Raw genomic sequence first — 23,390 nt, 5'->3', positions numbered from 1 at the left:
AACCAACGGTAAATCCAGATGGAAATTGGTCTAGACGCTTTTTAGACGCGGCTGGTGTATGCTTGTTCGCAGTAGTGGCTCACCACAATCAATCCCGTTTCAAGGAGAATATGGTGGCACCGACCTCTGGACGCATCGAGCATCTCTTTATTGTCCGCGTCTGGCAAGAACCCAGTCAAGCGGCGCCCGTGCATTGGCGTGGATCAATCGAGCACATTCCCTCCGCGCAACGCGTGTACTTTGAGTCGCTGGATGATCTATTTGATTTTATCTCGTTGCGCGTGAACACTTTATCCAATTCCTTCAAGGGAAACTCCGATGAATGATTCCATCATCCGCCGACGCCAGCGCGTAACGATGCGCGCCTGATTTTCGCAATGCCGCCACGGCTTTTCAAAAGTCGCTTGACTCACTTGCCAACCTAACCCCCTGCCCCCTTCCCTTATAGGGAAGGGGGCAGGGGGATGGGTCTGTAAATAACTTTTGAAAAACCGTGGCATTGCCGCAATAGTCGCTTGACAGATACCAGGTTGCTTGAAGCAACCTGGTATCTCACCCGCCTATGCCGAGCCGGACTGGTTCATGAGAGGACCATTCGATGCAAGCCCAAAGCACTTGCATCCAAGTGGTTCTTTTTTTTGTGTTACTCAGCCACAACCTGCACCACTCACAATAACCAAAAAAGGAAGAGTCGTATGAAAAACTGGAAACTGGGAATGGGCTGTTTGGTGTTTTTGATTCTCTTGCTCGCCGGGGGCGGCGCGGCGCTCTGGCTTCTCGTCCCCGAAGTGGAAGAGCAACTGCCGGTTGGCGCGTCGCCAATCATTGTAACGCTCTCCGCGCCGGCAAATGGCGCGGCGCTTGCGCTGAACGGACCGACGACCATCGAGGCGCAAGCCTTCGGCGCGCAGCCGATCATCGCGCTGGAATTGTGGATTGACGGCGTGCCATCGCAAGCCAAGAGCGCGCCGCCCGAGTTGCAACTCAAGCAACTCTCTGCGTCGTGGCTCTGGCTGCCGGTCGTCGAAGGCGAACACGTCTTGTTGGCGCGCGCGCTTGCTGCCGATCAACAAATCGCCACGTCGAATGCGGTGCGCGTGAGCGCGAGCAAGAACGCGAACGTGCAGTTGATCGTCGCGCATCCGGTTCAACCGGGCGAAACACTGCAAGGCATCGCGAAACAGTACGGCACGACGCCCCAGGAAATTATTGATGCGAATCCACCAACCAGTTCCGGCAACCCGGTCACGCCCGGCGGCGATGTCAACATTCCGATCGAGCCGCCGCCGCCGGATGTAGGCGACGATCCGAGCGTGGCGGGCGACCCCAACGCGCCCGGTGAGACGGGCGATGCCAACACGTCGTTCGATCCCGGTCCACCGAGCGATCCATCCGAGGAGCCGTCCACCAACAAGCCGAGCAAGTACGGAATTTGGATTGGCAACCTTCTCGGCAAGTTGCTTCAAAACACCTTGCCCACCGCGCCCACCATCAAAGCCAACGCCATTCCCGGCAAATGCGACGCGGATATTCGCATCGCCGACAAATCGAAAAATGAAGCGGGCTTTGTCATCTATCGGCTCGATCCAAATTCGCACGTCTTCCAACGCGTTGCGACGCTGGATGCGAACGGCGATGAGAGTTTGCATTTTGTGGACAAGGGATTGTACGGCAAGTTCCAGTACTATGTCGCCGCGTTCAATGCCGCCGGCGAATCGCCGAGCAACATCGTCAACGTCAAAGTTGCCGACGACAAGTGTCTCACACCGGAATGGCAATCAATTAGTTTGGAGAAAACCAAAATCAGCGTGACGCAACCCGTTGACAAGATGTACTGCTACCTCTCGGTCAACAAGGGACCCTGGACGCGCGTGCCACCCGGCGCGGAGGATTTTCTCCAACCCAAGAATGGCGAAGTAGACCTGAGCAAGTTCATCAAGAAACTCGCGCCGCCGGACGCGCAAGGCAATATCACGCTCAACCTGGAATGCTGGGGCTGGCGCGGCAACGCGTTAGTGAATCTCGGCGAAGCCAGCACGACGATCAACGCGAATCAGCTCAACAAGCCGATTCAATTTGGAAACATAAACTACAAGTTGATCGCGAATGTTAACCGGGGCAAAATTGACCTGAGTGGTCACGCGACCCAGCCCTCGGACGGCGATCCACCGCCGCCGCCCAGCCCCTGGATTGATCCGCCGACCGGCGCAAAATTTACGACCGACCCGGAGATCTGCGCCAAGCACGGACATGAGGTCTTTTGCGATATTATCCTGAGTACCAAGACGCCTGTCTTGGTCTGGGATTGGAAATCACTCATTTGCATTAGTAGTACAAGTTCGGACAAGTGTGATGGGCATCTTACGAAGATTGATGGGTATTACGTGTACGAGACGGTCTCGCTCGGATCGGGTTTCTCATCAAGCCAACTATTAGCAACCATCTCAAACGACAAGATCACGCTTGCCTTCCTGCCAAAAGACCGGCTACAACCACCGCCCGGCATCCCCGTGCCGCAATACTCTGTGCGCGCGTTCAAGAGCGATCATGATTTTGGAAACGGATTCAAGGGAGAGGTTCAATCCGCGGACAGCAAACTTGTATCGCCGCCGCAAAACCCTCCGCTGCCATCTCCGCCCAAGGCAACCGTACGCGACTATCGTTCCTTTAAGTACTCCGAAAGCGGAGCAAGTTGGGGCGGGTTGAGCACTATGGGGACGGGACATGATCCCATTTTTGATCAACTCGGGTCGGGCGAGATTGTCGTTGGATTTGACCATCTGACCCAGCCATCAGGATGGGTAGGTTCACAGTACCAAAACATCGCGTATCGCGGCGCAGTGCGCTTTAATCTCAACGAACTCAAGGATAAATCTTTCACCAAGGCGGAACTCCAATTCCGTCTCCGCACCGGTGTGTTCGACACCGACCTCTGGGCAACCAATCAAGTTCCCACATGTCTCTCGGTTCTCTATCTTGCCCAAGACGATTGGACGGTACCGGACTATAAGGTTCTGCCGCCGGGGGATGTGTACAAGTACGTGCCCAACTCTTGGGGTATCATGAATCCGACGAGTCTGACGGTCAACGCCGACGGAGTCAAGATCGCGGAATCTGAAAATTTCAGCATTGACGTGACCTCGGCGGTGCGTGACTGGGCGCAGGGAGTTCGTCCCAACTATGGATTTGTTTTCGGTGGTGCGGACGAAAGATTCTCCGTCGAGGACAATAACAAGTGCTGGTCCATCTACGGACCTTTTGGATTGTCCATCAAATAGTGAATGACAACTGAACACTCAAGGTGAAACGATGAAACGCTTAACCATTTTTCTCGTGCTGACGATGCTGGCAGCGACTGCCGCCGGTTGCAATCCGTCCTCGTCGCCGGCAATCACATCCGAAGGACCGCGCGTGTGGTTGGACGCGCCGTTGAACGACAGCGCGTTTCCGCTCGCGCCGCTCGAAGTGATTTCTCATTCGAGCGACCCCCTACAGGTTACCCAGGTCGAGCTGAATGTGAACGGCAACATCTTGCGAACCGATCCAAATCCGGACCAGGCAAAGACGTTGGTAACGATGCGACAGAAATGGTCGCCGCCCGCGCCGGGAAATTACACGCTGATGGTGCGCGCCCAAAACAGCGCGAGCGTGTGGAGCGACTATGCGCTCACCGTCGTCACGATTGGCGGCGTGACGACCCCGACGCCGCCAACACCGCCGAGACCCGGCGCGCCCACGCCCACCGCGACGAATACCCCGCCGATCCAGGTCGCCAAAGCCGGCGATACGCGCACGCCCTTGTCGCCGGCAAGCATCGCGTTTTCCGCCGATCAAACAAACCTTGTCGCGGGGCAATGCGCGACGTTGCGCTGGGAAACGAAAAATGTTGCGCAAGTTTTTCTGGGCAACACATCGGTTGGCGCGAGCGGCGCAAAACAAGAATGCCCTACCAAGACGACGAGCTACACGTTACGCGTCGTCACACTCGATAGTCAGGTCGCGCAACGCACGGTAACGATCAATGTCGTTTCGCCTTCGATCACGCCAACCCGGACGGCAACGCTAACGCGCACGCCGACGCGCACGCCGACCAAGTATCTGCTCGCGCCACCAATTCAAGGATGCAACGGCGCCCCGGTCATTGCGTCGTTCAGCGCGTCGCCCACATCCATCACTTCGGGCGGATCCTCAACACTGAATTGGGGCGCGGTGACAAACGCGGATTCAGTCGAGATCAATCAAGGCATCGGCGGCGTCGCCGCGCCCGGTTCGATCAAGGTTTCGCCCAAGAGCACGACGACGTACACGCTGACCGCGCGGTGCGGCTCGAACACGGTGACGCGCCAGGTCACCGTGTCGGTGGCGCTGTACATCACCATCCCCGACAAAATCAAAACGAACACGCCGACTCCGACCAAGCCCCCAACCGACACGACCGGTCCGACCTTTGGATCCATCTATCCGGTCGGCACCTACTTTTACCGTTCGTATTGCAATCCCACTTCGATCACTATCAACGCGACGGCGAGCGATTCGTCCGGCGTGGCGAACGTGACACTGTACTATCGCGTCGGCACGAGCGGAGCGTATGCAAGCCGGACGATGGATTCGATTGGCAGCAACAACTATCGCGAGACGATCAAAAGTAGTGACGTTGCAGGAAACAGTACCGGCACGTTTTACTTTTACGTCATCGCGCGGGATACACGCGGCAACTCGCGCCAGAGTTCCACAAACAGTAGTGTGCGCTTGATCGAGTGCGTGCGCTAACCCGAGAACACAGCGAGACCTTCCCAGTTTTGCAAACCGGGAAGGTCTCGTTCGATCCGCTAAAATTCCTCCGCCACACATCATCCGGGTAAGGTGACCAACAGCGCAAAGAATGCCTCCACGACTTGCGGATCAAATTGGATACCCGCTTGCTCGCGGATATAGTCGTATGCCTGCTCCTTTGTCCACGCGTGACGATACGGTCGGTCTGAGCGCAAGGCATCCCATACATCAACCACCGCGAACGCGCGCGCCGATAGCGGAATCTGTTCGCCTTTCAAGCCACGCGGATAACCACTCCCGTCCCATTTCTCATGATGGCAGTAGGGAATATCCAACGCCGCGCGTAGAAACGCAATCGGCGCGATCAATTCGTAGGCATACGTCGGATGCCTACGCATAATGTCCCATTCTTGCTCGGTGAGCGAACCCCCTTTGAGCAAGATGCGGTCGGGAATACCCATCTTGCCGATGTCATGCAAGAGCGCGCCGCGGCGCACCTGAATCAACTCCTCGTCGCGCATCCCCAACGACCTTGCCAAGCGCACCGACATCTCCGCCACACGCTGCGTATGTCCTTCCGTTTCCTTGTCGCGCAGATCGAGTGCGCGCGACCAACCCTCAATGGTCGCGTCATAAGCCAGTTTCAATTCCAGATTGGAACGCTGCAAGTGATCGAACAGGGTCGCGTTGTCTATGGCGATCGCGGCTTGCGTTGCCAACGTTTCGAGAAAATCAAGCCACCCCGCCGGTGGATCGAGCCGCGCGCGATGAAACACTTCGATCACGCCTTTGATCTGCCCCTTGGCGATCAGCGGCGCGCAAAAGTGCGAGACGAATCCTTCATCCGCCAAGAGCGCGGCAAGCTTGAAGGCACTGTCGGCTTGATCCATATCCGGGAGAGCGATCACGCGGCGTTCGAGCGCCGCGGTGCCCGCCTGACCTTGTCCCAGACGCACTTGCGAGTATTCGATGTTGCGGGTGCGGAAGCCGCAACCTGCCGCGTAACTCAACGTCTGGGTGTACGGGTCGTACAGCAGAATGTCCGCCGCATCCGCGCCGAGAAGCGCGACACTGTTGTTCAGCAACACGTTGAGAATAATGTGCAGATCGAGACTCGCGCTGATCGCGTTATCAATTTGATGCAGCGCGGTCAAACGACGCAGTTGCTGTTCGGTTTGTTCGTGGAGTGTGGTGCGGTGAATCGCGTTTGCGGCAATGTCCGCGATTGCCACAAGCAGACGCAACTCATTTTCAGTAATGCTACTCTGACGGACGATCCAGAGCGCGCCAATGGTATGGTCCTGGGTGATGAGCGGCGCGCAAGCCACGGCGTGGGCTTCGCCGAGCTGATCAAGCGGGACAAAACGCGGATCATTCCGCACATCGTTATTGAGATAGGGTTTGCCGCTTGCAATGACCAACGCGCTGACACCCTGACCAGGCGCAAGGCGCGCGCCGGTGAAATTTCTCCCGACGATGCTTCGCCCCAGTTCGATGACGATTTCTCCGGTCACCGGGTCTTGCATCGCCAAGGTCGCGCCGTCCGAATGGAACAGATCGTTCAATTGATCGAGGAGCACGGGGAGCATCTCCGAGCGGGTGGGCGAGGTGCGCAAGGCATTGGAAATCCGGATGATTGCTTCGCGTTCGTCCTCGTGTTGCTTGCGCTCGCTGATATTCTGCTTGATGGCGATAAAGTGAGTGATCTCGCCCTCAACTTGGCGCACGGGCGTGATCGTCATTTCTTCCGTGTACAACGACCCGTCCTTGCGGCGATTGATAATCTCGCCGCGCCAGACCTGACCCGCGAGAATCGTGTCCCAAAGATTCTTGAAAAATGCACCGTCATGTTTGCCGGATTGCCAAATGCGCGGATTCTGACCAATTGACTCTTCGGCGGTAAAGCCCGTCAAGCGCGTAAAGGCAGGGTTGACCCAGCGAATGACGCCCTGACGATCGGTGATGACGATGCCATTCGCGGCGGCTTCGAGCGCCGCGCCTTGTTGCCGCAGCGTTTCCTCCGCGCTCTTGCGGTCGGTGATGTCGTGGATGAGCGACAGAAAATGTTTTTCCCCACCCAGGTCTATCGGCGCTGTCGCGGCAAGACCAATCTTGATCTCGCCCGACTTGGTGCGGGCTTTGAATTCGAACGTGTCCACCGCGTTATGCTCGTCCAGTTCTCTGATCTTTGCCGCGTGATTTTCGGGATTCGCCCATAGTTCAAGTTGGTCCGATGTCCGGCCGACGATTTCCTCGCGTGTGTAACCCGATGTTTTGACGAATACATCATTGACATCAACAAAGCGTCCATCCGCGGCGCGCACGATGCTGATCGCGACGGGACTGAGGCGAAAGACGGTCGAGAAGCGTTCTTCGCTTTCGCGCAGCGCTTCCTCGGCGCGCTTGCGTTCGGTAATGTCGCTGGATTGCGCCAGAATACAGGTCTCTCCGCCGAGTGTGATGAGCGTCGCCGACACCATTGCATATCCCACTTCGCCATTCTTGCGCCGAAACGCACATTCGAAATTGTGTACACTGCCGTGTTCTTCTAACAGTTGGCGGTATCGCGCTCTTTGCTCAGGTTCAGCCCACAGGTTCAACTCGGCGGAGGTGTGTCCCACGACCTCTGCTCGCGCGTAGCCGGTTGCTTGCAAAAAACTTTCGTTCACGTCAAGATAAATCCGGCTTTTCGCTGAACTGACCGACAAAGCCGTCGGACTCGAACGAAACGCCATCGAGAATTTCGCTTCGCTGTCTTGCAGATCGCGGTGTGCCAACAGACTGGTCAAGCCATCGGTCAGCCGTCTGCCGATCTCTTGAAACAGCCGCTCCTCCTCCGGGGTCCAAACGCGTGGGTAAGAACACTGATGCAACCCGAACACCCAGGGCTTGCCGACCTTGGGATAAACCGGAACAAACATCTGGGACTGAACGCCAAATTGCTTGGCAGTCGAGATTGGTCTTTCCGTCCCGGCGGTGTAAATCACTGGGGTATCCGACTCCAGAGCTTCCCGCATATTCTGCGCTTCGCCGGGGGACATCGGCACGTCCACATTCAAGAACTTGGCGCCGGGATATTCGGGCTTGGTGATTTCCATTGGTACCCGAAACGACGGCGCATCCGGATCGCACGGATAGAGGAGCCATGCCCGGTCGCAATCAAAGATCGAAAGCACCACGTCGAGCACATTACCCATCATCTCCTCAAGATCGTTCGTACCCTGTATCGCTCGATTGATCTGATCCATGCTTTCCAGGAACCGCAAATGCGCGAGGTGCTCCTGCTCCGCGCGATTGCGCTCGGTGATATCGTTGGATTGCGCCAGAATGCATATTTCTCCGCCGAGTGTGATGAGCGTCGCCGACACCAGTGCATATCCCACTTCGCCTGTCTGGCGTCGAAACTCATATTCGAAATTGTGTACGCTACCGTGTTCTTGGAACAATCGCCGGTACTGCTCGGCTTGCTCCGGTACAGCCCACAGGTTCAACTCGGCGGAGGTGTGACCCAGGACTTGCGCTCGCGTGTAGCCGGTCGCCTGCAAGAAACTTTCGTTCACGTCAAGATAAATCCGGTTTTGCGCTGAGGAAACCGACAGAGCGGACGGACTGGAACGGAACGCGGTCGAAAATTTCGCTTCGCTTTCTTGGAGATCACGATACATCAACAAACTGCTTAAAGCGTCGCTCAACCGCCTGCCGATCTCTTGAAACAGGCGCTCCTCTTCCGCTGTCCAGACACGGGGGTACGAACACTGGTGGAGTCCGAACACCCAGGGTTTGCCGACCTTGGGATAAATCGCCATCGCGATGAAGGATTGAACACTGAAACCTTGCGCTATCTCTACCGGCACTGGGCGCTCAGACCTCGGACCGAATTTCACTGGACCCGTCGCGCCTCTCAAAATTCGAAACACCGTTGCGCCAGCGGGATCCATCGGCAGTTCAACCCCCAGCGGAAGAACACTGGGATATTCCGGTCGAGTGCGCTCCATTGGCACTTGCCACAATGTTGCTTCCGGGTCACACGGGTAAACCAGCCACGCGCGGTCGCAATCAAAGATCGCCAGTGTCGCGTCGAGTACATCGCGCATCATCTGCTCAAGATCATTCGTCCCTTGCATCGCCCGATTGATCTGATCCATACATTCAAAGAATCGCAGATGCGCCAGACGTTCTTGCTCGGCGCGCTTGCGTTCGGTGATGTTACTCGTCACCGAACCGATCCGATAGCCCTTGTCGGTCTTGATCGGGAAGATGGTCTGCTGAATAAATTGACGTGTGCCATCTTGCCGCATCACTTCGGCTTCGATCACTTTTGCAAAGATAGGCGATTGACCAGTCTGCAGCGCATCCAACACGATTTGTTTGTTACGCGCGTGACGTTCAGGCGTCTGCCATTCCCGTGGGAGCATTTGGTACTGAACATCCCAGTATGCTTTACCGAGCACTTGACTTGCCGGCAAACCGGTTATTTTCTCGCGCGCATGGTTCCACTCGATGATCGTGCCTTGCTCGTCCACCAACGTGAATCCCTCGGATGAACTTTCGACAAAGCCGCGGAATTTTTGCTCGCTCTCGCGCAACGCATTGTCCGCGCGCTTGCGTTCGGTGATGTCCACCAACACGGCGACGTTTCCGGTAATCTGTCCCTCTGGGTTATGCAATGCTGACGCATAAATGCTATAGTCAATCGGCGTGCCATCACGTTTTTGTCGTTGGACTTCGATACCGTTCAGAGTCTGACCGCTTCGGATCAAATCGCGAAATCGCCGGAATTCATCCTCTTTTTCCACCGGTACGCTGGGAAGGAAATTGCCCATCGCTTCTTGAGCGCTCCAGCCGAGCATCTTTTCAGCCGCAGGATTCCAAACGGTGTGAACTCTTCCTTCCAAGTCCAAACCGATGATCGCGGTTGGAGCTGCCTCGATAATCGCGCGAAGAAGTTCGTTGGTCTCTCGCAGTTCCTGTTCCACTCGCTTGCGTTCGGTGATGTCCTCGGTCAGGGTGGCAATGCGATAACCCTTTTCTGTTTTGATGGGGAAGATTGTTTGGTGAAGGTAATGCTTTTCTTTGCTTGGCGGTGGATAAAACTCCGCCTCGATCGGCGCGGCAAACAAGGAGGACTTGCCAGTTTGTAGCGCTTCTAGCACAGCGGATTTGAGAAATTCGCGTCGCTGCACGGTTGCTCGATCCGGGGCGATGATTTTCATCATCATATCCCAAAGGGGTATCCCCAGGACTTGGCTCTGCTTCAAACCCGTCATTCTCTCGTTCGCTTGATTCCATTCTACAATGTTGCCGGCTTCATCATTCAGCGTAACGCCTTCTGCCGATTGTTCGATGATGGTGCGATATTTTTCTTCGCTCTCGCGCAACGCTTGTTCGGCTTGCCGGCGTTGCTCGTCGCGTTGCAACGATTCAACCGCATAGCCCAGGTCTGCCGCCATTTCCGTCAGCAACGACATTTCTTGATCGTCGAAGAATCCGGGAACTGGCGCGTAAAGATGAACCGCGCCCCAGACACGATCAAACACTTGGAGCGGCAGGATAGCACAGGAACGATAGCCGCGCGTGAGCGCCTCGTTGCGCCAGAGCGCCGCGCCGTCCTCGCGTTCGATATCATTCGAAAGGAAACAACGATTCTCACGAATCGCGGTCGCGGTCGGATCGGCGCGCGTTGGGGTTTCACTCAAACGGACGCGTTGAACATGTTCAAGAAAACCATCGCTATGTCCATGATGTGCGGAAACATGGATCTGCTGGGTCTGATCGTCGTACTGTCCGATCCACGCAAGTCGGAACTCGCCGTCCTCCACCGCAATCCGGCAGGTCTCTTCGAAAAGTTGTTGCGGGTCACGTGTCCGCACAATCATCTGGTTGATATTGCTGAGAACCGCGTAGACCCGGTTAAGCCGTTTGATCTCCACCTCGGCGCGGTGGCGTTCGGTAATGTCGGCGACGGTGAGGACGACACTTTCGACTTTGCCGGCTTGGTCCAGGATCGGCGCGCCATTGATGGAAAGAAAGACGTGACGCCCGTTGGACCAGATGATGGTGTGTTGAACATCCAGGACTGGTTTGCCCGTGGACATGACTTGGCGGAACGGAAGTTTTTCATCGGGGAAAGGATTGCCATCGTAATCCGTGATGAACCAAGACGGCGCATTGTAGGCGCGCTGAGTGATTTCCTCTTTCGGCAAGTCCAACACGCGCTCGGCTTGCGGATTAGCAAACGTGATTTGCCCGTCGCGATCCACCATCGTGATGCCAACCGGACTTGTCTCCATGATGCGACTGAGGAGCGCGCGCTCGCGGCGCAGCGCCATTTCCAACTGCCTTTCGTCCTCCAGGATGTTCAACAACGCGCGACGCGATTGCTCCGACTTGTCGAGCAGCGCGGTGATCTGCTTTTCATTCTCCTCGAGTTGCGCGTTGGCAGTTTGCAATTCGGCGATGCGTGCCACGACGCGGTCTTCCAGGGCTTGATTCGCCCAATGCAGTTCTGCCTCCACCTGTTTGCGTGCCGACATTTCTTGTGCGAGGTCATTGTCATCTTTTTGGAGTCGCGTGTATCCCAGGATCTCGTTTTTCAGAACCAACGCGGCGTAATTGAAGAAGGTCGGCAACTGTCGCGATAATTCGCGCACCGCGATGGGCAGACTCTCCAACTTGAACACGCCGATCAATTCCGCTTCGACAAGAAGCGGCGCGATCCACGTGTACGCCTTGGAAGACTCGGGCGTCATCAACTTGCCATCGCTGAACTCGTGGGCGTACTCGATTGGCTCGCGCGTGTCCATAACCTTTTTCACGCGCTCATCGTCAACGGCATCGAGTTTCTTTGTGTCGCCATAGACATCCGCATAGTAGACGCCGCCGTCAATCACATAGTACAGAATGAGATTGACGCCGCCAATCACGTCACTCACCGATTTCAACATGGTCTCGATGGTGTTCGCGAGACCCGACACGGCGCTCATCTTGTTCATCAGTTGGATCGTCAACTGAAGATATGCTTTATCGGACGCGAGCCGCTCGACGCGTTCTTCCAGATTGGCAAGGTCCGCCTTTGATATGGTCGTCATCTCAGACATACGGTTTCTCTTTCTCAGTCACGTCAATTTCGCTAACTTACAAACTCGTCCACAGTTTCGAGCATTGTCCGAATGTTTTCTTCGGAAACGTACTACGGCATGACACCACCGGTCAAGCCGCGCCCGGCAATAATTTCTAACGCTCTTGTGGCATCTTGGCAATTCGGCTGCTTTCCCAGCGTAAACAAACTCCACTCATGATCCAACACCGTCGCCAAAATCATAAATTCATCCGCGAATAACGCGAAGCCTGGCACTTGCGTTCCCGCCAGGGCAAGTGTAACGCGAATGAAATTAAAAATTAGCGGAGATTCGGGTTATGCGCGGATAAAAAAAACGGGCGAAAACGATTTGGCGATGGTAGCGATTATCGTGCCCGTACTGTTCGCGCAACTCACCCTGCCTGACTAGGGTAACGAAGCGGTTCACCGAGCCGAGCGCACAACTGGTTGACCTCGTGCTTGAGCTCTTGAACGCGTCCTTCCCGGTTAAGCGTAACATCGTGCCAACGCTGGAGTTCATTGAGTTGATGTTTGATTTTCTCTTCGGCGTGTTTGCGTTCGGTCAGGTCTTGCGAAATAACGGCAACGCCGATGACCTCGTCCATTTCGGTTTTGATGGGACTGTGCGAAACTTGAAAATAACGCCGCGACTTGAGTTCTTCACCCGAGTAGGCTTCCTCCACCAGTTGCTCTCCAGCGAGCGCCCGATCCAAGTTGCGGTGTGCGATCTCGCGATCCACCGTTACAGTCATATAACCCAATATACTGCGCCCCGTTTCGATTTCCGCTCCGTACAGCGCGTGCATCACTGCGGCATGTCCCTTGTTGAAGCTTGTGTAACGATATTGTTGGTCTACTGAAAAGATGAGCGCGTTCGTGCTGTCAATAATACTTCGCAAAGTGGAGTACTGTTTTTTCAGCGATTCTTCCGCGCGTTTGCGCGCGCGCCGGTTCTCCGCTTCGCGCAGCGCGCGTGTGACCGCCGGCACGAGGCGCGACAGTTTTTGCTTGAGCACATAATCGGTTGCGCCGTCCGTCAGACCGTTGATCGCCGCGTCTTCGCCAATCGTGCCGGAGACGAAGATAAAGGGCACTTCGGGACAACGTTCCAGCGTCAACCGCAACGCGGACCTGCCGTCGTACCCCGGCAACCGATAATCCGCGAAGATGACATCGTACCCACCCTGGCTCAACGCTTGGCTGAATTCGTCACGCGTCTGAACCGCGGTGATTTGACACGTCAGGTCGGATGATTCTAGCGTTGCCCGCACAAGTTCCAAGTCTCCAGCATCATTTTCCAAATGTAGAATGCGAATCAAGTTGCCCATTTTATGCCAATCCTCTTGCTCGTCGCAAGTCGCATGACCCGTTCGGGTGTCCGTTGGAATTTTGGAACACTCAACCTTGCGAAGGTTTTGACGACAAATCAAATTTGATTGCCGTTCAACCTGCGCAAGGTTTTTTCACCACCCAAAAACTTGACGCACACCCGACCCGTTCATTGTTTCGGTAAACTGCCGGGCGGTGGTTCGTTGATCAACACCCAAAACACACCGATTGCCTTGACCGCTAGTACAAATTCCGTAAAGCGCACTGGTTTCACGACGTAGGCATTGACGCCGAGTTGGTAGCAATCGTCCAAATCGCGCGCGGTGCGCGAGGAGGTCAGGATGACCACCGGTACCGAACGCATCTGTTCGTCCGATTTGAGTTGCCGCAAAACCTGGATGCCATCGAGCTTCGGCATTTTGAGATCGAGCAGAATCACCGCGGGTTTGCCTTCGGGACGCTGCGCGAAGATTTCTCTACGGTACAAGTAATTCAGCGCTTCGACGCCGTCGCGCGCGACGACAACCTCGTTCGCCAGGTTGTATTCGCCGAGCGCGTTGAGCATTAGCTCAATGTCTTTTGGATCATCTTCGACCAAGAGAATACGCCGGAGTGTTTCCATGCCTACCCGCCTTGTGCTGTGTGAGGGAGCGAAAAGTAAAACGTCGCCCCGCGGTCTACCTGTCCCTCTGCCCAGGTTCTGCCGCCGTGCCGTTGGATGATCCGACGAACGTTCGCCAGTCCAATCCCCGTGCCTTCAAACTCTTCCGCCCGGTGCAAACGCTGAAACACCCCGAACAACTTGTCGGCATAGTGCGGATCAAAGCCCACTCCATTATCGCGCACAAAGACCACGCTCTCGGCATCTTTGCCCGGCTGGTATCCGATTTCGATTTCGGCGTGGCGACGCGGCTTGGTGAATTTCAACGCGTTCGAGATCAGGTTGAAGAGTACGTTCCGCAACATGGCGCGATCACCGACGACCACCGGCAAATTGGCGATGCGCCAGTGGATGTTCCTGCCTGCCATCTCTGGCTCGAGTTCTCGAATCACGTCCTGCACCAGACTTACCAGGTTCACCCGCAAGATGGTCATTTTATTGTGCCCCATTTGCGAAAAGGAAAGGAGATCGTCAATCAACGTATCCATCCGCTTGGAAGCGTCCGCAATGTTCGCCAAATAACGTTGGCTCTTTTCATCCAGGGTCGCGATGGTTCGTTTTTGGAACAGTTCCAAAAACCCGTCAATGTGGCGCAACGGCGCGCGCAGATCGTGCGAGACGGAGTAGGCGAACGCCTCCAGTTCCTGGTTCACCGCTTCCAGCGCGACGGCGCGGTCTTGCAAATCCCGGTTTAGTCGTCTGATCTCTTCGTCGGCGCGCTTGCGCTCGGTAATGTCGTCAAAGAGCGTGTAGACTTGATAGGGGGTGTCTTCGCCTTGCCGAAAAATCGGCACCGCGCTAATGGTGATCCAACGATAGTCCTTCTCGCGCGGATTGTAGACTCCCATTACCACGTCCTGCACTTGGCGTCCAGTCTGTAATGTCATCATCGCCGGGTGTTCTAGTCCGGGGAAGCGTGAACCATCTTCGCGGATCGTCAAAGATTCGCGATCCACCGACGTTTGTCCCAGAAAGTCGGCTGGGGTCACACCCAGGATTCGCTCGGTAGCCGGGTTCATCGCGATGATCTTTCCGTTCGCATCCTGATAGACTACGCCTTGAAGCATGGTTTCAAACAGCCGTCGGTAGTGTTCTTCGCTGTGCCGTAATTGCTGGGTGCGTTCCGCTACTAGTTCTTCGAGATGTTCGCGGTGCCTCGCGAGCTCTTCCTCCGCGCGCTTGCGCTCGGTGATGTCTGTGTTGATCGTCGTCACTCTCCAACGCCCGTAAGCCGCAGGTTTGATTGAGGCGCTTTGGGCGAACCAGTGCAACCGACCATATCGGTCAATGGCGCGAAATTCTTGGTTCCAGCTTGATGCACCGGCGACAAAAGCCCTGGCTGCGATCAGACTCATCGGTTCCAGGTCATCGCAATGTTTGGCTTCTCCCCAACCATACTGGTAATCCTTTCCAGGCGGCAGTTCGAGGGGTAGCACTTCCTGCGCCGCTTCACTATCGTAGAAGCGTGATTCCCAATGATAATGCGCGGCGCCCCATTCCGGCTCGTGCTGGTCCCAATCTTCGGGTGCGGTCACCTCGGCATGCATCACAATGGTGCGGGCGTGGCGCAGTACATTTCTCAGCGCCTCCTCCGCGCGCTTGCGCTCGGTGACGTCGCGGACCAGGGAAAAGCCCACCGGTCGTCCACCCTCCCAGAGCGCGCTGATGCGAACCTCAACCGGGAACACGGTCCCGTCCTTCCGGCGGTGACGAGTGTCGAACGTAATCACCTCGCCGGCAGCCAATCGCGCCTGAAGTCGTTCGGTAGAGGAGTGGTCAACATCCACATCGAAAACAAACGGAGACATCCCGATCAGTTCCTCGCGCGTATAGCCCAAACTTTCACAGGCTTGACGGTTCACGTCCAGGATAGTTCCCTGGGTGTCGTGCAGAAAGAAGGCGTCGGCTGCCTGCTCCACCAGAGTGTGGAAGCGGGCTTCGCTCGCGCGGAGGTTGTCCTCCACCCGCTCGCGCTCGGCGATATCTAGCTCCAGGTGTTGTGCCATCGCATTGAAAGATTCACCCAAGTCGGCGATTTCGTCCGCGCCGTTTATTTCAACGCGGCGGTTGAGGTTGCCCCGGCTGATGAGACTGGTCCCTTCGCGCAATTTCTGGAAGGATTGGGTAATTCTATGGCTGGTCAAAAGGAGGACGCTCCCACTCAGCATCAGCATAGCAAGGACTACCGATAGTGCAACCCAATTGGCTGTTTGCTGAGAAGCCACAACTTTCTTTTGGTTTTCTTCGACTAACCGGGAGACTTGGTCGAACATGACCGCAAATTTCACATTGAACAGACTCGCCAATCGTTCTTGCACATCCTGCTGGAGGGAGCTGCTTTCGATAGAGTTTGTCCGCGCGGTCAACAATTGGGAGAAGAGCTGGCGCAATTCCCCATGGTGTTGGCGCAAGGAAGCCACGCGGAATTTTTCGGCGGCATCTTCGGGCTGGATGGCTTCCAAAAGCACTCCCAGTGAGTTGTAAGTGGTTTGCCACTGCTCACGGCTTCGCTCTCGCGGATCGAAATAAAGTTCTTCTCTGAGCACATCCAATGCCGCAATCTTACGGACCAGTTCGGTGTATAGATTCACTCTGGCTAAACTGGCGTTCATTTGCCGGGAGGTTATAAAGACCGTTAACGAAATGATGCCACCCGCGAACAAAACGGTTATCACGGTTAGTTGAATCCTGATCTTGATACTCATAGCCAGCTCCACTATCTGAAAATCGTAATTGCCTCTGGCTTAACTGCATCCAATGCATCCATGTAGATATGGTGGAGGTAATTTGGCGCTGCTGCCTTCTCAGCCAATCCTCTCTCTATCCTCCAGTCGGCTTCGTCCTCCATGGCGACGATCAACCCTTGTTCCAGTGAGATTTCAAAATGGCTGGTCTCTCGCGCAGACCGCAGAAATTCCGGGTCGCGCGGCGCGCTATGGGCGAGCATGGCTTCTGCTTCAATGGGGTGCGCTCGGATAAACGCCTGCGCTTCCAACAGCGACGTGAGCAGACGCTGGCTGATGGCTGGTTGGTTCTGGATGGATTCGCTCTTGCCAATCAACAGCCAGTATGACGGCTGTGTACTGCGCGTCTGCCAACTCACCGCATTGACTCCCAACTGCTGCTTGGCGTCGTAGAGCAGATAATCGAACAAGAGTGTCGCATCTATTTCGCCTTTCAAAATCGCTTCGAGGCACTTTGGATATGAGAGATCAACCAGAGTTACTTCTTCGGGTGGAATGCCCTGGAGGATAAGAAACCGGTAGAAGCTAAAGTGGACCGCCGAATTCCATGGGATTCCAACTCGCTTCCCTCTCAAATCCGTTATAGCTTGAATGCCGTGATCGCGTCTAGCCACCAGCTCCTCTAAATCATTGGTGGCGAGAGAGGCGATGATCCTCAAATTCTCATTGCCTGCCTCAAGGCTTTTAACGACGAAACCCGAATCGCTGGCTGTGGCGAAATCAACATCCCCCCGCACGAGCATCTCGAGCGTCACAAGCCCGGACCCAGCAAAATTCACGGTGACATCCAGACCGTTCTTTATAAAGTATCCTTGATCGGCTGCTACCAGGATCGGCAATGAGAAGTAAGCCGGCACAACACCGAGAGTGATTTTGTCGCTTGGTCCGGGTTTGCCGGGCGATTTGGTCAATCCAAGCCAAGCCGCGATGAACACGCTCAAGACCGTGAACAAAAGCGCAACACCGATCCAGACTCTAGTTCTTTTCATCTTCCCACCTATCCTTTCGGTGAGAGTAGGATCTGATCCTTTCAACTGGCGCAACAATGGCGCCTGACGCGTTTTGCATTGGCGCGTTCGGCGGCGCTCGCGTATGGACAAAAAACCCGGCTACGCCCGGAAAAGGTTGCGTGAAGTGAACTCCAAGAGGAAGATCGTGCTGGAGAATTCGTGCGCGGATCAAGACCGAGGAACGCGAACGTGTAGATTTCTGGACGCGCCGAACCCATCGAAATCAGGAGAGTCGTTTGTGAATTCGGCGGCTTGGATCGGCAAAGTAACACCTGAACGTACCTCAAACGCATACCCACGGTCGGCATGCAGATACTGCCCCATGCAGCCTCGGTAATTTCATTCTATCACTAATCACCCGGAGGGTCAATGATTTTGCGATGGGTGATTTCTTTGGCAATGTCAGATTAACCATAGAGAACATAGAGGGCATAGAGAACTCTTCGTTTTCTTCTCTCTGTTCTCTATGACCTCTATGGCAAAGAAGAATGTGACATTGCCAACTTACTCAACGGATAAATTAAGTCGCTTTTAAGATGGATTTAAGATGCTCTTAACACACGCCGCGTGATCGCGTTTTATAATTTTTCAAAGCTATCTCTGAGGCAACCACGTGGAAGAACATTTCGAATTGTGGATCGCATTGTTTGCTTGTTTTATTCTTGCCATCTTCTATGCGATCTACGCGTTTTTGATGACACCTTCCGGCGGAAATCCGTTCGGACATTTCATCGGCATCGTCGGGATGACATTAATGCTCATCACCGAAACGATCTATACGATCCGCAAGCGCATCCGCTGGTTCAGTTGGTTGGGACCCCTGCGCGTGTGGTTGTCGTTCCATATTTTCACCGGCATCGTCGGTCCCTTCCTGGTCTTGTTGCACAGCGCGTTCATGGTTGGCGGACTCGCCGGCTTTGCGATGCTGATGACCGGCATCGTCGTGATGAGCGGTTTTGTCGGACGCTACATTTACACCGCCGTGCCGCGCACGCGCGCCGGCATCGAGGTCAGCCACGATGAACTGACCGCGCGCGCGAACGCGTTGCAACGCGAACTCGATGCATGGACGGCGCAACGTCCCGCACTCGTGAACGCGATCAATGCGCGCGTCACCGCGTCGCCAGTGGACCCAAACGATTGGCTCGGTTTGCTCGCGCGCGCGTGGCAAGATTACGCGTACGATCGACGCGTGCACGCGGCGTCCCGCGGTCTCGCCAAAAGCGAACGCGCGCGATTCCGCGAATTGGAGAAATTGTTGCATCGCCGCCGCCAACTCGAACGGCAAATCGCGTCGCTCAGTTTGGCGCATCGCTTGATGGGCGTGTGGCGTTTGGTGCATGTGCCGCTCGGCGCGGCATTGTTCACGTCCGCGTTCATCCACGTCATCGCGGCGCTGTTCTTCAAAGGTTTCGGTTTGTAGGGCACGCACGCCGTTGCGTTCCACATCAAGGACGACATCGTGAAAGTAACTGGTTGGTTTTTGGGATGTGGCACAACATTTACAATGTTGATTTGTCTCGCCGGCATCAGCATCATCGCCGGCGGCGCACCGTTCAATCCCGGTCCGTTGAGCGCGCAGAATTTGCAGAATCGTCCACCGCTCGCCGGGTTTGCATCGCATGCCGATTTCGAACCGCGGTGTGATCTGTGCCACGCGCCGTTTCGCGGCGCGGACGCGACACGTTGTGTCGAGTGCCACACGACCGTGCGCGATCAATTGTCCGCCGCGAGTGGTTTGCACGGCACACTGCGCGATTCGCAAAATTGTACCGCGTGCCATTCCGATCACAAAGGACGCGACGCGAATTTGACGAATGCGTCTATCGCCGATTTTTCGCACAATCAATTCGGTTTCACGCTCGCGCGCCATCAGCGCGATTATAGCGGCGCGGCGATGAACTGTCGCGCGTGCCACCCCTTTTCGACGCAAGCGAACCGGCCGGACGCGCAAGCAGTGTCGGCGTCCTGCGTGGATTGCCACCAACTCGCGGCAGCCACCTTCATCGCAAGCCATCGCCGCGAGGTAGGCGATGCGTGTCTCGCGTGCCACGACGGCGCGGATCGCATGAAGGGATTCAATCACGCGACTGTGTTCGCGCTCACCGGCAAACACACCCAGGTTGCGTGCGGCAAGTGCCACGTCAACAATCGTTTTCGAGACACGCCGCGCGACTGCGCGAGATGCCATCCCGATCCGCAAGTGCATCGCGGGCAATTCGGCAACGATTGCGCCGCGTGCCACACGACTGCCGCGTGGCGACCGGCGCGCCTCATCAAGCACACGTTCCCACTGATTCACGGCAACAAGGGTAAAGAATCCGCGTGCGCGGTTTGCCACCCAAAGAATTACGCGACGTACACCTGCTATGGTTGCCACGAACATACCCAGGCAGAGATTACGCGCGCGCATCAGAAAGAACGGATCGCCGATCTACAAAACTGCGTCAAGTGTCATCCGACCGGACGCGAATGAGTTTAGAAGTTGGACGTTGGACGTTGGAAATTGGAAATTGGATGCCTCTCCAATTTCCAACCTCCAATTTCCAATTTCCAACCACCAAAAATAAATGGCACGAGAAATTCTAGTCCGCGACCTTGCCAAGTGCATCAACTGTGATACGTGCGTCAACGCGTGCCGGACTCGGCATGGACGCGCACGAATGACGATGAGCGGTCCGCGTTTCGGTCGGTATCAACTGCCGGACGTGTGCCGCAATTGTCCCGACACGCCTTGCGTCAACGCGTGTCATCTCGACGGGATGCAGCGGCACAACGGGAAAACATTCGTGTCGGATGCGTGTCGCGGGTGCAACAAGTGCGTACAAGCGTGTCTGTACGGCGTCGTCAAACTTTTGCCGCGCGGTCACGATGAACGTCGCGGATTTTTCCAGAGCATTCTCGCCGAAGCATTCGGGTCGAACGGACACACGCCGCAAAATTTCCGCATCGCGACCGACGAAACGCGTTGCGTGCAGTGCGGCATTTGCGGACACAACTGCCCGGTCGGAATCCAGGTGCGCGAGTACGCGCGCGAGGGGCGCACCGTAAATGATGATCGCTGTATCGGTTGCGGCTTGTGCATCGCGAAATGTCCGCGCGGCACCTTGCGCTTTGAAACGTATCCGACTTTGCCGGTCTCGAAATTTCGCGCCGACAAATGCGATCTCTGCTGCGGCTATGGCGAGAGCGCGTGCGTCAAGGAATGTCCAACCGGCGCGATGTTGCGCGTGACGGAAGAGGGCTTGGTTCAATTGAATAGCGCGTTGTACGCTGAAGTTGTCAAGAACCAACCTGCGGAGCAGGGGAGCCGGGGAGCCGGGGAACAGTCATCCCCCCTGCTCCCGCACACCCCTGCCCCACTCCATTCGCCGGAAACACTCATCAAATAGAAATGGCAACGCATCACCTCATTATCGGCAATGGCGCGGCGGGCATGAGCGCGGCGGAAGAAATTCGCCGGCGCGATCATACCGCGCATATCACGATCCTCAGCGACGAACCCGTGCCGATGTACTCGCGTCCGGGTCTCGCGTATTTGCTGATGGGCGAAATTCCTGAGACGCGCGTTTTCTGTCGCACGCCGGATTATTACGATCAAAAACACTTTCACTTGATTCACGCGCGCGTCGCGTCGCTTGATGTCGCGCGGCACGCAGTCAACCTTGACGATGGTCGCGCGATTGTTTTCGATACGCTTTTGCTCGCGACCGGTTCCAGCGCGGTGCGCGCGTCGTTTCCCGGCAGCGACCTGGACGGCATCGTGTACCTCGACAATCTCGCGAACGTGCAAGACATTTTGCGCCGCGTGGACGACGGCGCGCGCGCCGCGGTCATCGTCGGCGGCGGCATCACCGCGATGGAGATGGCGGAAGGATTGTGCCATCGCGGCGTCGAGACGCATTACCTGCTTCGCAAGAAAACGATTTGGTCGGCGTTGCTCACCCGCGCGGAATCGCAAATCGTCGAGGATCATGCGCGGGCGATTGGCGTGCGGATTCACTATAACGAAGAGATCGCCGAGATCATCGGCGCGGGCAAACGCGTCGGCGGCGTCTGTACAACGAGCGGACAGCGGATCGCGTGCGACCTGGTCGGCGTCGCGATTGGCGTGCGTCCGAATATCGCGTTGGCAAAAGCCGCCGGCATCACGGTCGAACGCGGGATCGTCGTCAACGAATTGCTCGAATCATCCGCGCCGGGAATTTTCGCGGCGGGCGACGCGGCGCAAGTGTTCGATCATTGGAGCGGCGAGTATCGCGTGGATGATTTGTGGCCCTCCGCCATCGCGGCGGGTCGCGCGGCGGGCGCGAACATGGCGGGCGGGCATACGCCGTACATCAAAGGCGTGCCGTTCAACGCCGCGTTGCTCTTCGGCGTGCATCTCACCGCGATCGGGCAAGCGGGATCGGGACAACGCGATGCGGATGATGGGAATGAAACTTTGCAATATCAATCGCGCGGTTCGTCCGAAGTGTGGTGGGCGCGTCCCGGTGGACCCTACACGAGCGCGTGGAGTCATCACGGCGATAATTCCGTGCGTCTCGTTTTGCGCGGCGATCAGATCGCCGGCGCGCTCATCCTGGGCAACCAGGATTTAGCGGACCCACTGCGCGAAGTGATCGCGCAACGCATGGACATCACGCCGATCCGCGCGCAATTGCAAGTCGGGAATGACGCGCTCGCGCGCGCGGTGCGCGCCTTGTACGAACAGCATCGGCGGCGCAACGGACACGGGAGTTGACGATGCGACTCCTTTTGCTGGGTCTCTCCGCGTTGCTCATCCTCCTGGTCACCTCGGTCGGCGGCGTCGCCGCGGCGAACGCGGTCGCGGAAAATTCATTGCCCGGCGATGCCTGGTTCACCGTGCGTCAGATGAGCGAATCGTTTCGCATCACGCTGTCGCCGAACAAATCGGAAATGCGCGTTGCCATCGCCCAGTACCGTTTGCGCGATCTCACCGCGCGCGTCGGCACGTCGCACGAAATTCTCGCGCTCGCGTATTTCGACGCGGCGCTCAATGCGGCGTTGCTGTCGCTCGCCGATTTACCGGCGGACGCGCGCGCGAAATTGATGCCGTCGCTGACCACCCTGGTGAACAGCGCACAAGCATTGCTCGCGCAAGGCGCGTTGACGAGCGATCCCGCATTGGTCGCGCGGTTCGGCGACAAGTTGGATCAAATCCGCGCGATCAGCGAGGACGCCTGGATCGCGCCGGACGATTTGCGCGCGCTCGCCGCGATCTCGCTCGAACTGCCCGCCGCCGTGGTCGCGCAATTGCCCTCTGCCGGTGAATTCGCGCCGCGCGCGATCCCTTTGCCGGGCGGATTCCAGCATTCGTTCCCACTCGACGGCAAGCACGCGAATGTCGCGTGCGAGCAATGCCACGTCGAGGGCAAGTACGCCGGCACGCCGCGCGCGTGCGCCGCGTGCCACGCCGATCAACACAAGAACGCGTTCGGGCAACAGTGCGAGCGATGTCACACAACCGTTGCGTTCAAGCCGGCGAAAATGAATCACACCGGCTTGACCGACTGCGCGAGTTGTCACACGAACAAGAAGCCGGCGAATCACTTTGCCGGGCAATGCTCACAGTGTCACACGACGACCGTGTGGAAGCCGGCGAAGATGAATCACGCCGGCTTGACTGACTGCGCGAGTTGTCACTCGAACAAGAAACCGGCGAATCACTTTGCCGGGCAATGCTCGCAGTGTCACACGACGACCGCGTGGAAACCGGCGAAGATGAATCACGCCGGCTTGACTGACTGCGC

Annotated in this window: 14 protein-coding genes; 8 read left to right on the top strand and 6 right to left on the bottom strand. The window is 56.5% G+C overall.

The window, feature by feature from the left end; all coding sequences use genetic code 11:
- Positions 1-113 precede the first annotated feature (113 nt).
- The 3 genes from HY868_17725 (at position 114) to HY868_17715 (ending at position 4,770) form a co-directional block, all read left to right on the top strand.
- Complete coding sequence (locus tag HY868_17725; GenBank protein MBI5303979.1) at positions 114-326, top strand: hypothetical protein; 213 nt, start codon at positions 114-116, stop codon at positions 324-326.
- 369 nt (positions 327-695) lie between these two features.
- Positions 696-3,278, top strand: a complete 2,583-nt coding sequence (locus HY868_17720; GenBank protein ID MBI5303978.1) for a LysM peptidoglycan-binding domain-containing protein — start codon at positions 696-698, stop codon at positions 3,276-3,278.
- Between the two features lie 31 nt (positions 3,279-3,309).
- Positions 3,310-4,770, top strand: coding sequence for a hypothetical protein (locus HY868_17715; GenBank protein MBI5303977.1), 1,461 nt, complete (start codon positions 3,310-3,312; stop codon positions 4,768-4,770).
- Between the two features lie 80 nt (positions 4,771-4,850).
- Here the strand turns inward: HY868_17715 and HY868_17710 are convergent, their stop codons facing one another.
- The 6 genes from HY868_17710 to HY868_17685 all read right to left on the bottom strand — a co-directional run bounded on the left by HY868_17710 (position 4,851) and on the right by HY868_17685 (position 17,595).
- Positions 4,851-11,870 carry a PAS domain S-box protein gene (locus HY868_17710; GenBank protein ID MBI5303976.1) on the bottom strand — a complete coding sequence of 2,340 codons (7,020 nt, stop codon included), beginning with the start codon at positions 11,868-11,870 and terminating at the stop codon, positions 4,851-4,853.
- 92 nt (positions 11,871-11,962) lie between these two features.
- Positions 11,963-12,127, bottom strand: coding sequence for a hypothetical protein (locus HY868_17705; protein ID MBI5303975.1), 165 nt, complete (start codon positions 12,125-12,127; stop codon positions 11,963-11,965).
- Positions 12,128-12,264: 137 nt separating this feature from the next.
- The gene (locus HY868_17700; protein ID MBI5303974.1) at positions 12,265-13,200 is read right to left on the bottom strand and encodes a response regulator; all 936 of its coding nucleotides are present in this window, start codon (positions 13,198-13,200) and stop codon (positions 12,265-12,267) included.
- 170 nt (positions 13,201-13,370) lie between these two features.
- Complete coding sequence (locus HY868_17695) at positions 13,371-13,823, bottom strand: response regulator (protein MBI5303973.1); 453 nt, start codon at positions 13,821-13,823, stop codon at positions 13,371-13,373.
- A 2-nt stretch (positions 13,824-13,825) separates the two neighbouring features.
- Positions 13,826-16,567, bottom strand: coding sequence for a PAS domain S-box protein (locus HY868_17690; GenBank protein ID MBI5303972.1), 2,742 nt, complete (start codon positions 16,565-16,567; stop codon positions 13,826-13,828).
- A gap of 11 nt (positions 16,568-16,578) precedes the next feature.
- The gene (locus tag HY868_17685) at positions 16,579-17,595 is read right to left on the bottom strand and encodes an ABC transporter substrate-binding protein (GenBank protein MBI5303971.1); all 1,017 of its coding nucleotides are present in this window, start codon (positions 17,593-17,595) and stop codon (positions 16,579-16,581) included.
- Between the two features lie 634 nt (positions 17,596-18,229).
- Between HY868_17685 and HY868_17680 the strand changes: the two genes are divergently transcribed.
- The 5 genes from HY868_17680 to HY868_17660 form a co-directional block, all read left to right on the top strand.
- Positions 18,230-19,039: a hypothetical protein gene (locus HY868_17680; protein ID MBI5303970.1), complete on the top strand. Its 810-nt coding sequence runs from the start codon at positions 18,230-18,232 to the stop codon at positions 19,037-19,039.
- Between the two features lie 39 nt (positions 19,040-19,078).
- Positions 19,079-20,092 carry a hypothetical protein gene (locus tag HY868_17675; GenBank protein MBI5303969.1) on the top strand — a complete coding sequence of 338 codons (1,014 nt, stop codon included), beginning with the start codon at positions 19,079-19,081 and terminating at the stop codon, positions 20,090-20,092.
- Between the two features lie 94 nt (positions 20,093-20,186).
- Positions 20,187-21,008 carry a 4Fe-4S dicluster domain-containing protein gene (locus HY868_17670; GenBank protein MBI5303968.1) on the top strand — a complete coding sequence of 274 codons (822 nt, stop codon included), beginning with the start codon at positions 20,187-20,189 and terminating at the stop codon, positions 21,006-21,008.
- A gap of 2 nt (positions 21,009-21,010) precedes the next feature.
- Positions 21,011-22,360, top strand: a complete 1,350-nt coding sequence (locus tag HY868_17665; protein MBI5303967.1) for an FAD-dependent oxidoreductase — start codon at positions 21,011-21,013, stop codon at positions 22,358-22,360.
- 2 nt (positions 22,361-22,362) lie between these two features.
- Positions 22,363-23,390, top strand: a 1,028-nt coding sequence (locus HY868_17660) for a hypothetical protein (protein MBI5303966.1), incomplete at its 3' end; no start/stop codon positions are given.

The organism is Chloroflexota bacterium (assembly GCA_016219275.1).
Classification (GTDB): Bacteria; Chloroflexota; Anaerolineae; order UBA4142; family UBA4142; genus JACRBM01.
Note: the sequence above shows the minus strand (reverse complement) of the source record. Positions and strands in the feature narration are given on the sequence as shown.

Bases quoted from the DNA above. Each gene is read 5' to 3' on its own strand.
- HY868_17670 (MBI5303968.1), top strand. From the start codon at position 20,187: ATGGCACGAGAAATTCTAGTCCGCGACCTTGCCAAGTGCATCAACTGT.
- HY868_17690 (MBI5303972.1), bottom strand. From the start codon at position 16,567: ATGAGTATCAAGATCAGGATTCAACTAACCGTGATAACCGTTTTGTTC.
- HY868_17665 (MBI5303967.1), top strand. From the start codon at position 21,011: ATGGCAACGCATCACCTCATTATCGGCAATGGCGCGGCGGGCATGAGC.
- HY868_17720 (MBI5303978.1), top strand. From the start codon at position 696: ATGAAAAACTGGAAACTGGGAATGGGCTGTTTGGTGTTTTTGATTCTC.
- HY868_17695 (MBI5303973.1), bottom strand. From the start codon at position 13,823: ATGGAAACACTCCGGCGTATTCTCTTGGTCGAAGATGATCCAAAAGAC.
- HY868_17685 (MBI5303971.1), bottom strand. From the start codon at position 17,595: ATGAAAAGAACTAGAGTCTGGATCGGTGTTGCGCTTTTGTTCACGGTC.
- HY868_17710 (MBI5303976.1), bottom strand. From the start codon at position 11,870: ATGTCTGAGATGACGACCATATCAAAGGCGGACCTTGCCAATCTGGAA.
- HY868_17700 (MBI5303974.1), bottom strand. From the start codon at position 13,200: ATGGGCAACTTGATTCGCATTCTACATTTGGAAAATGATGCTGGAGAC.
- HY868_17715 (MBI5303977.1), top strand. From the start codon at position 3,310: ATGAAACGCTTAACCATTTTTCTCGTGCTGACGATGCTGGCAGCGACT.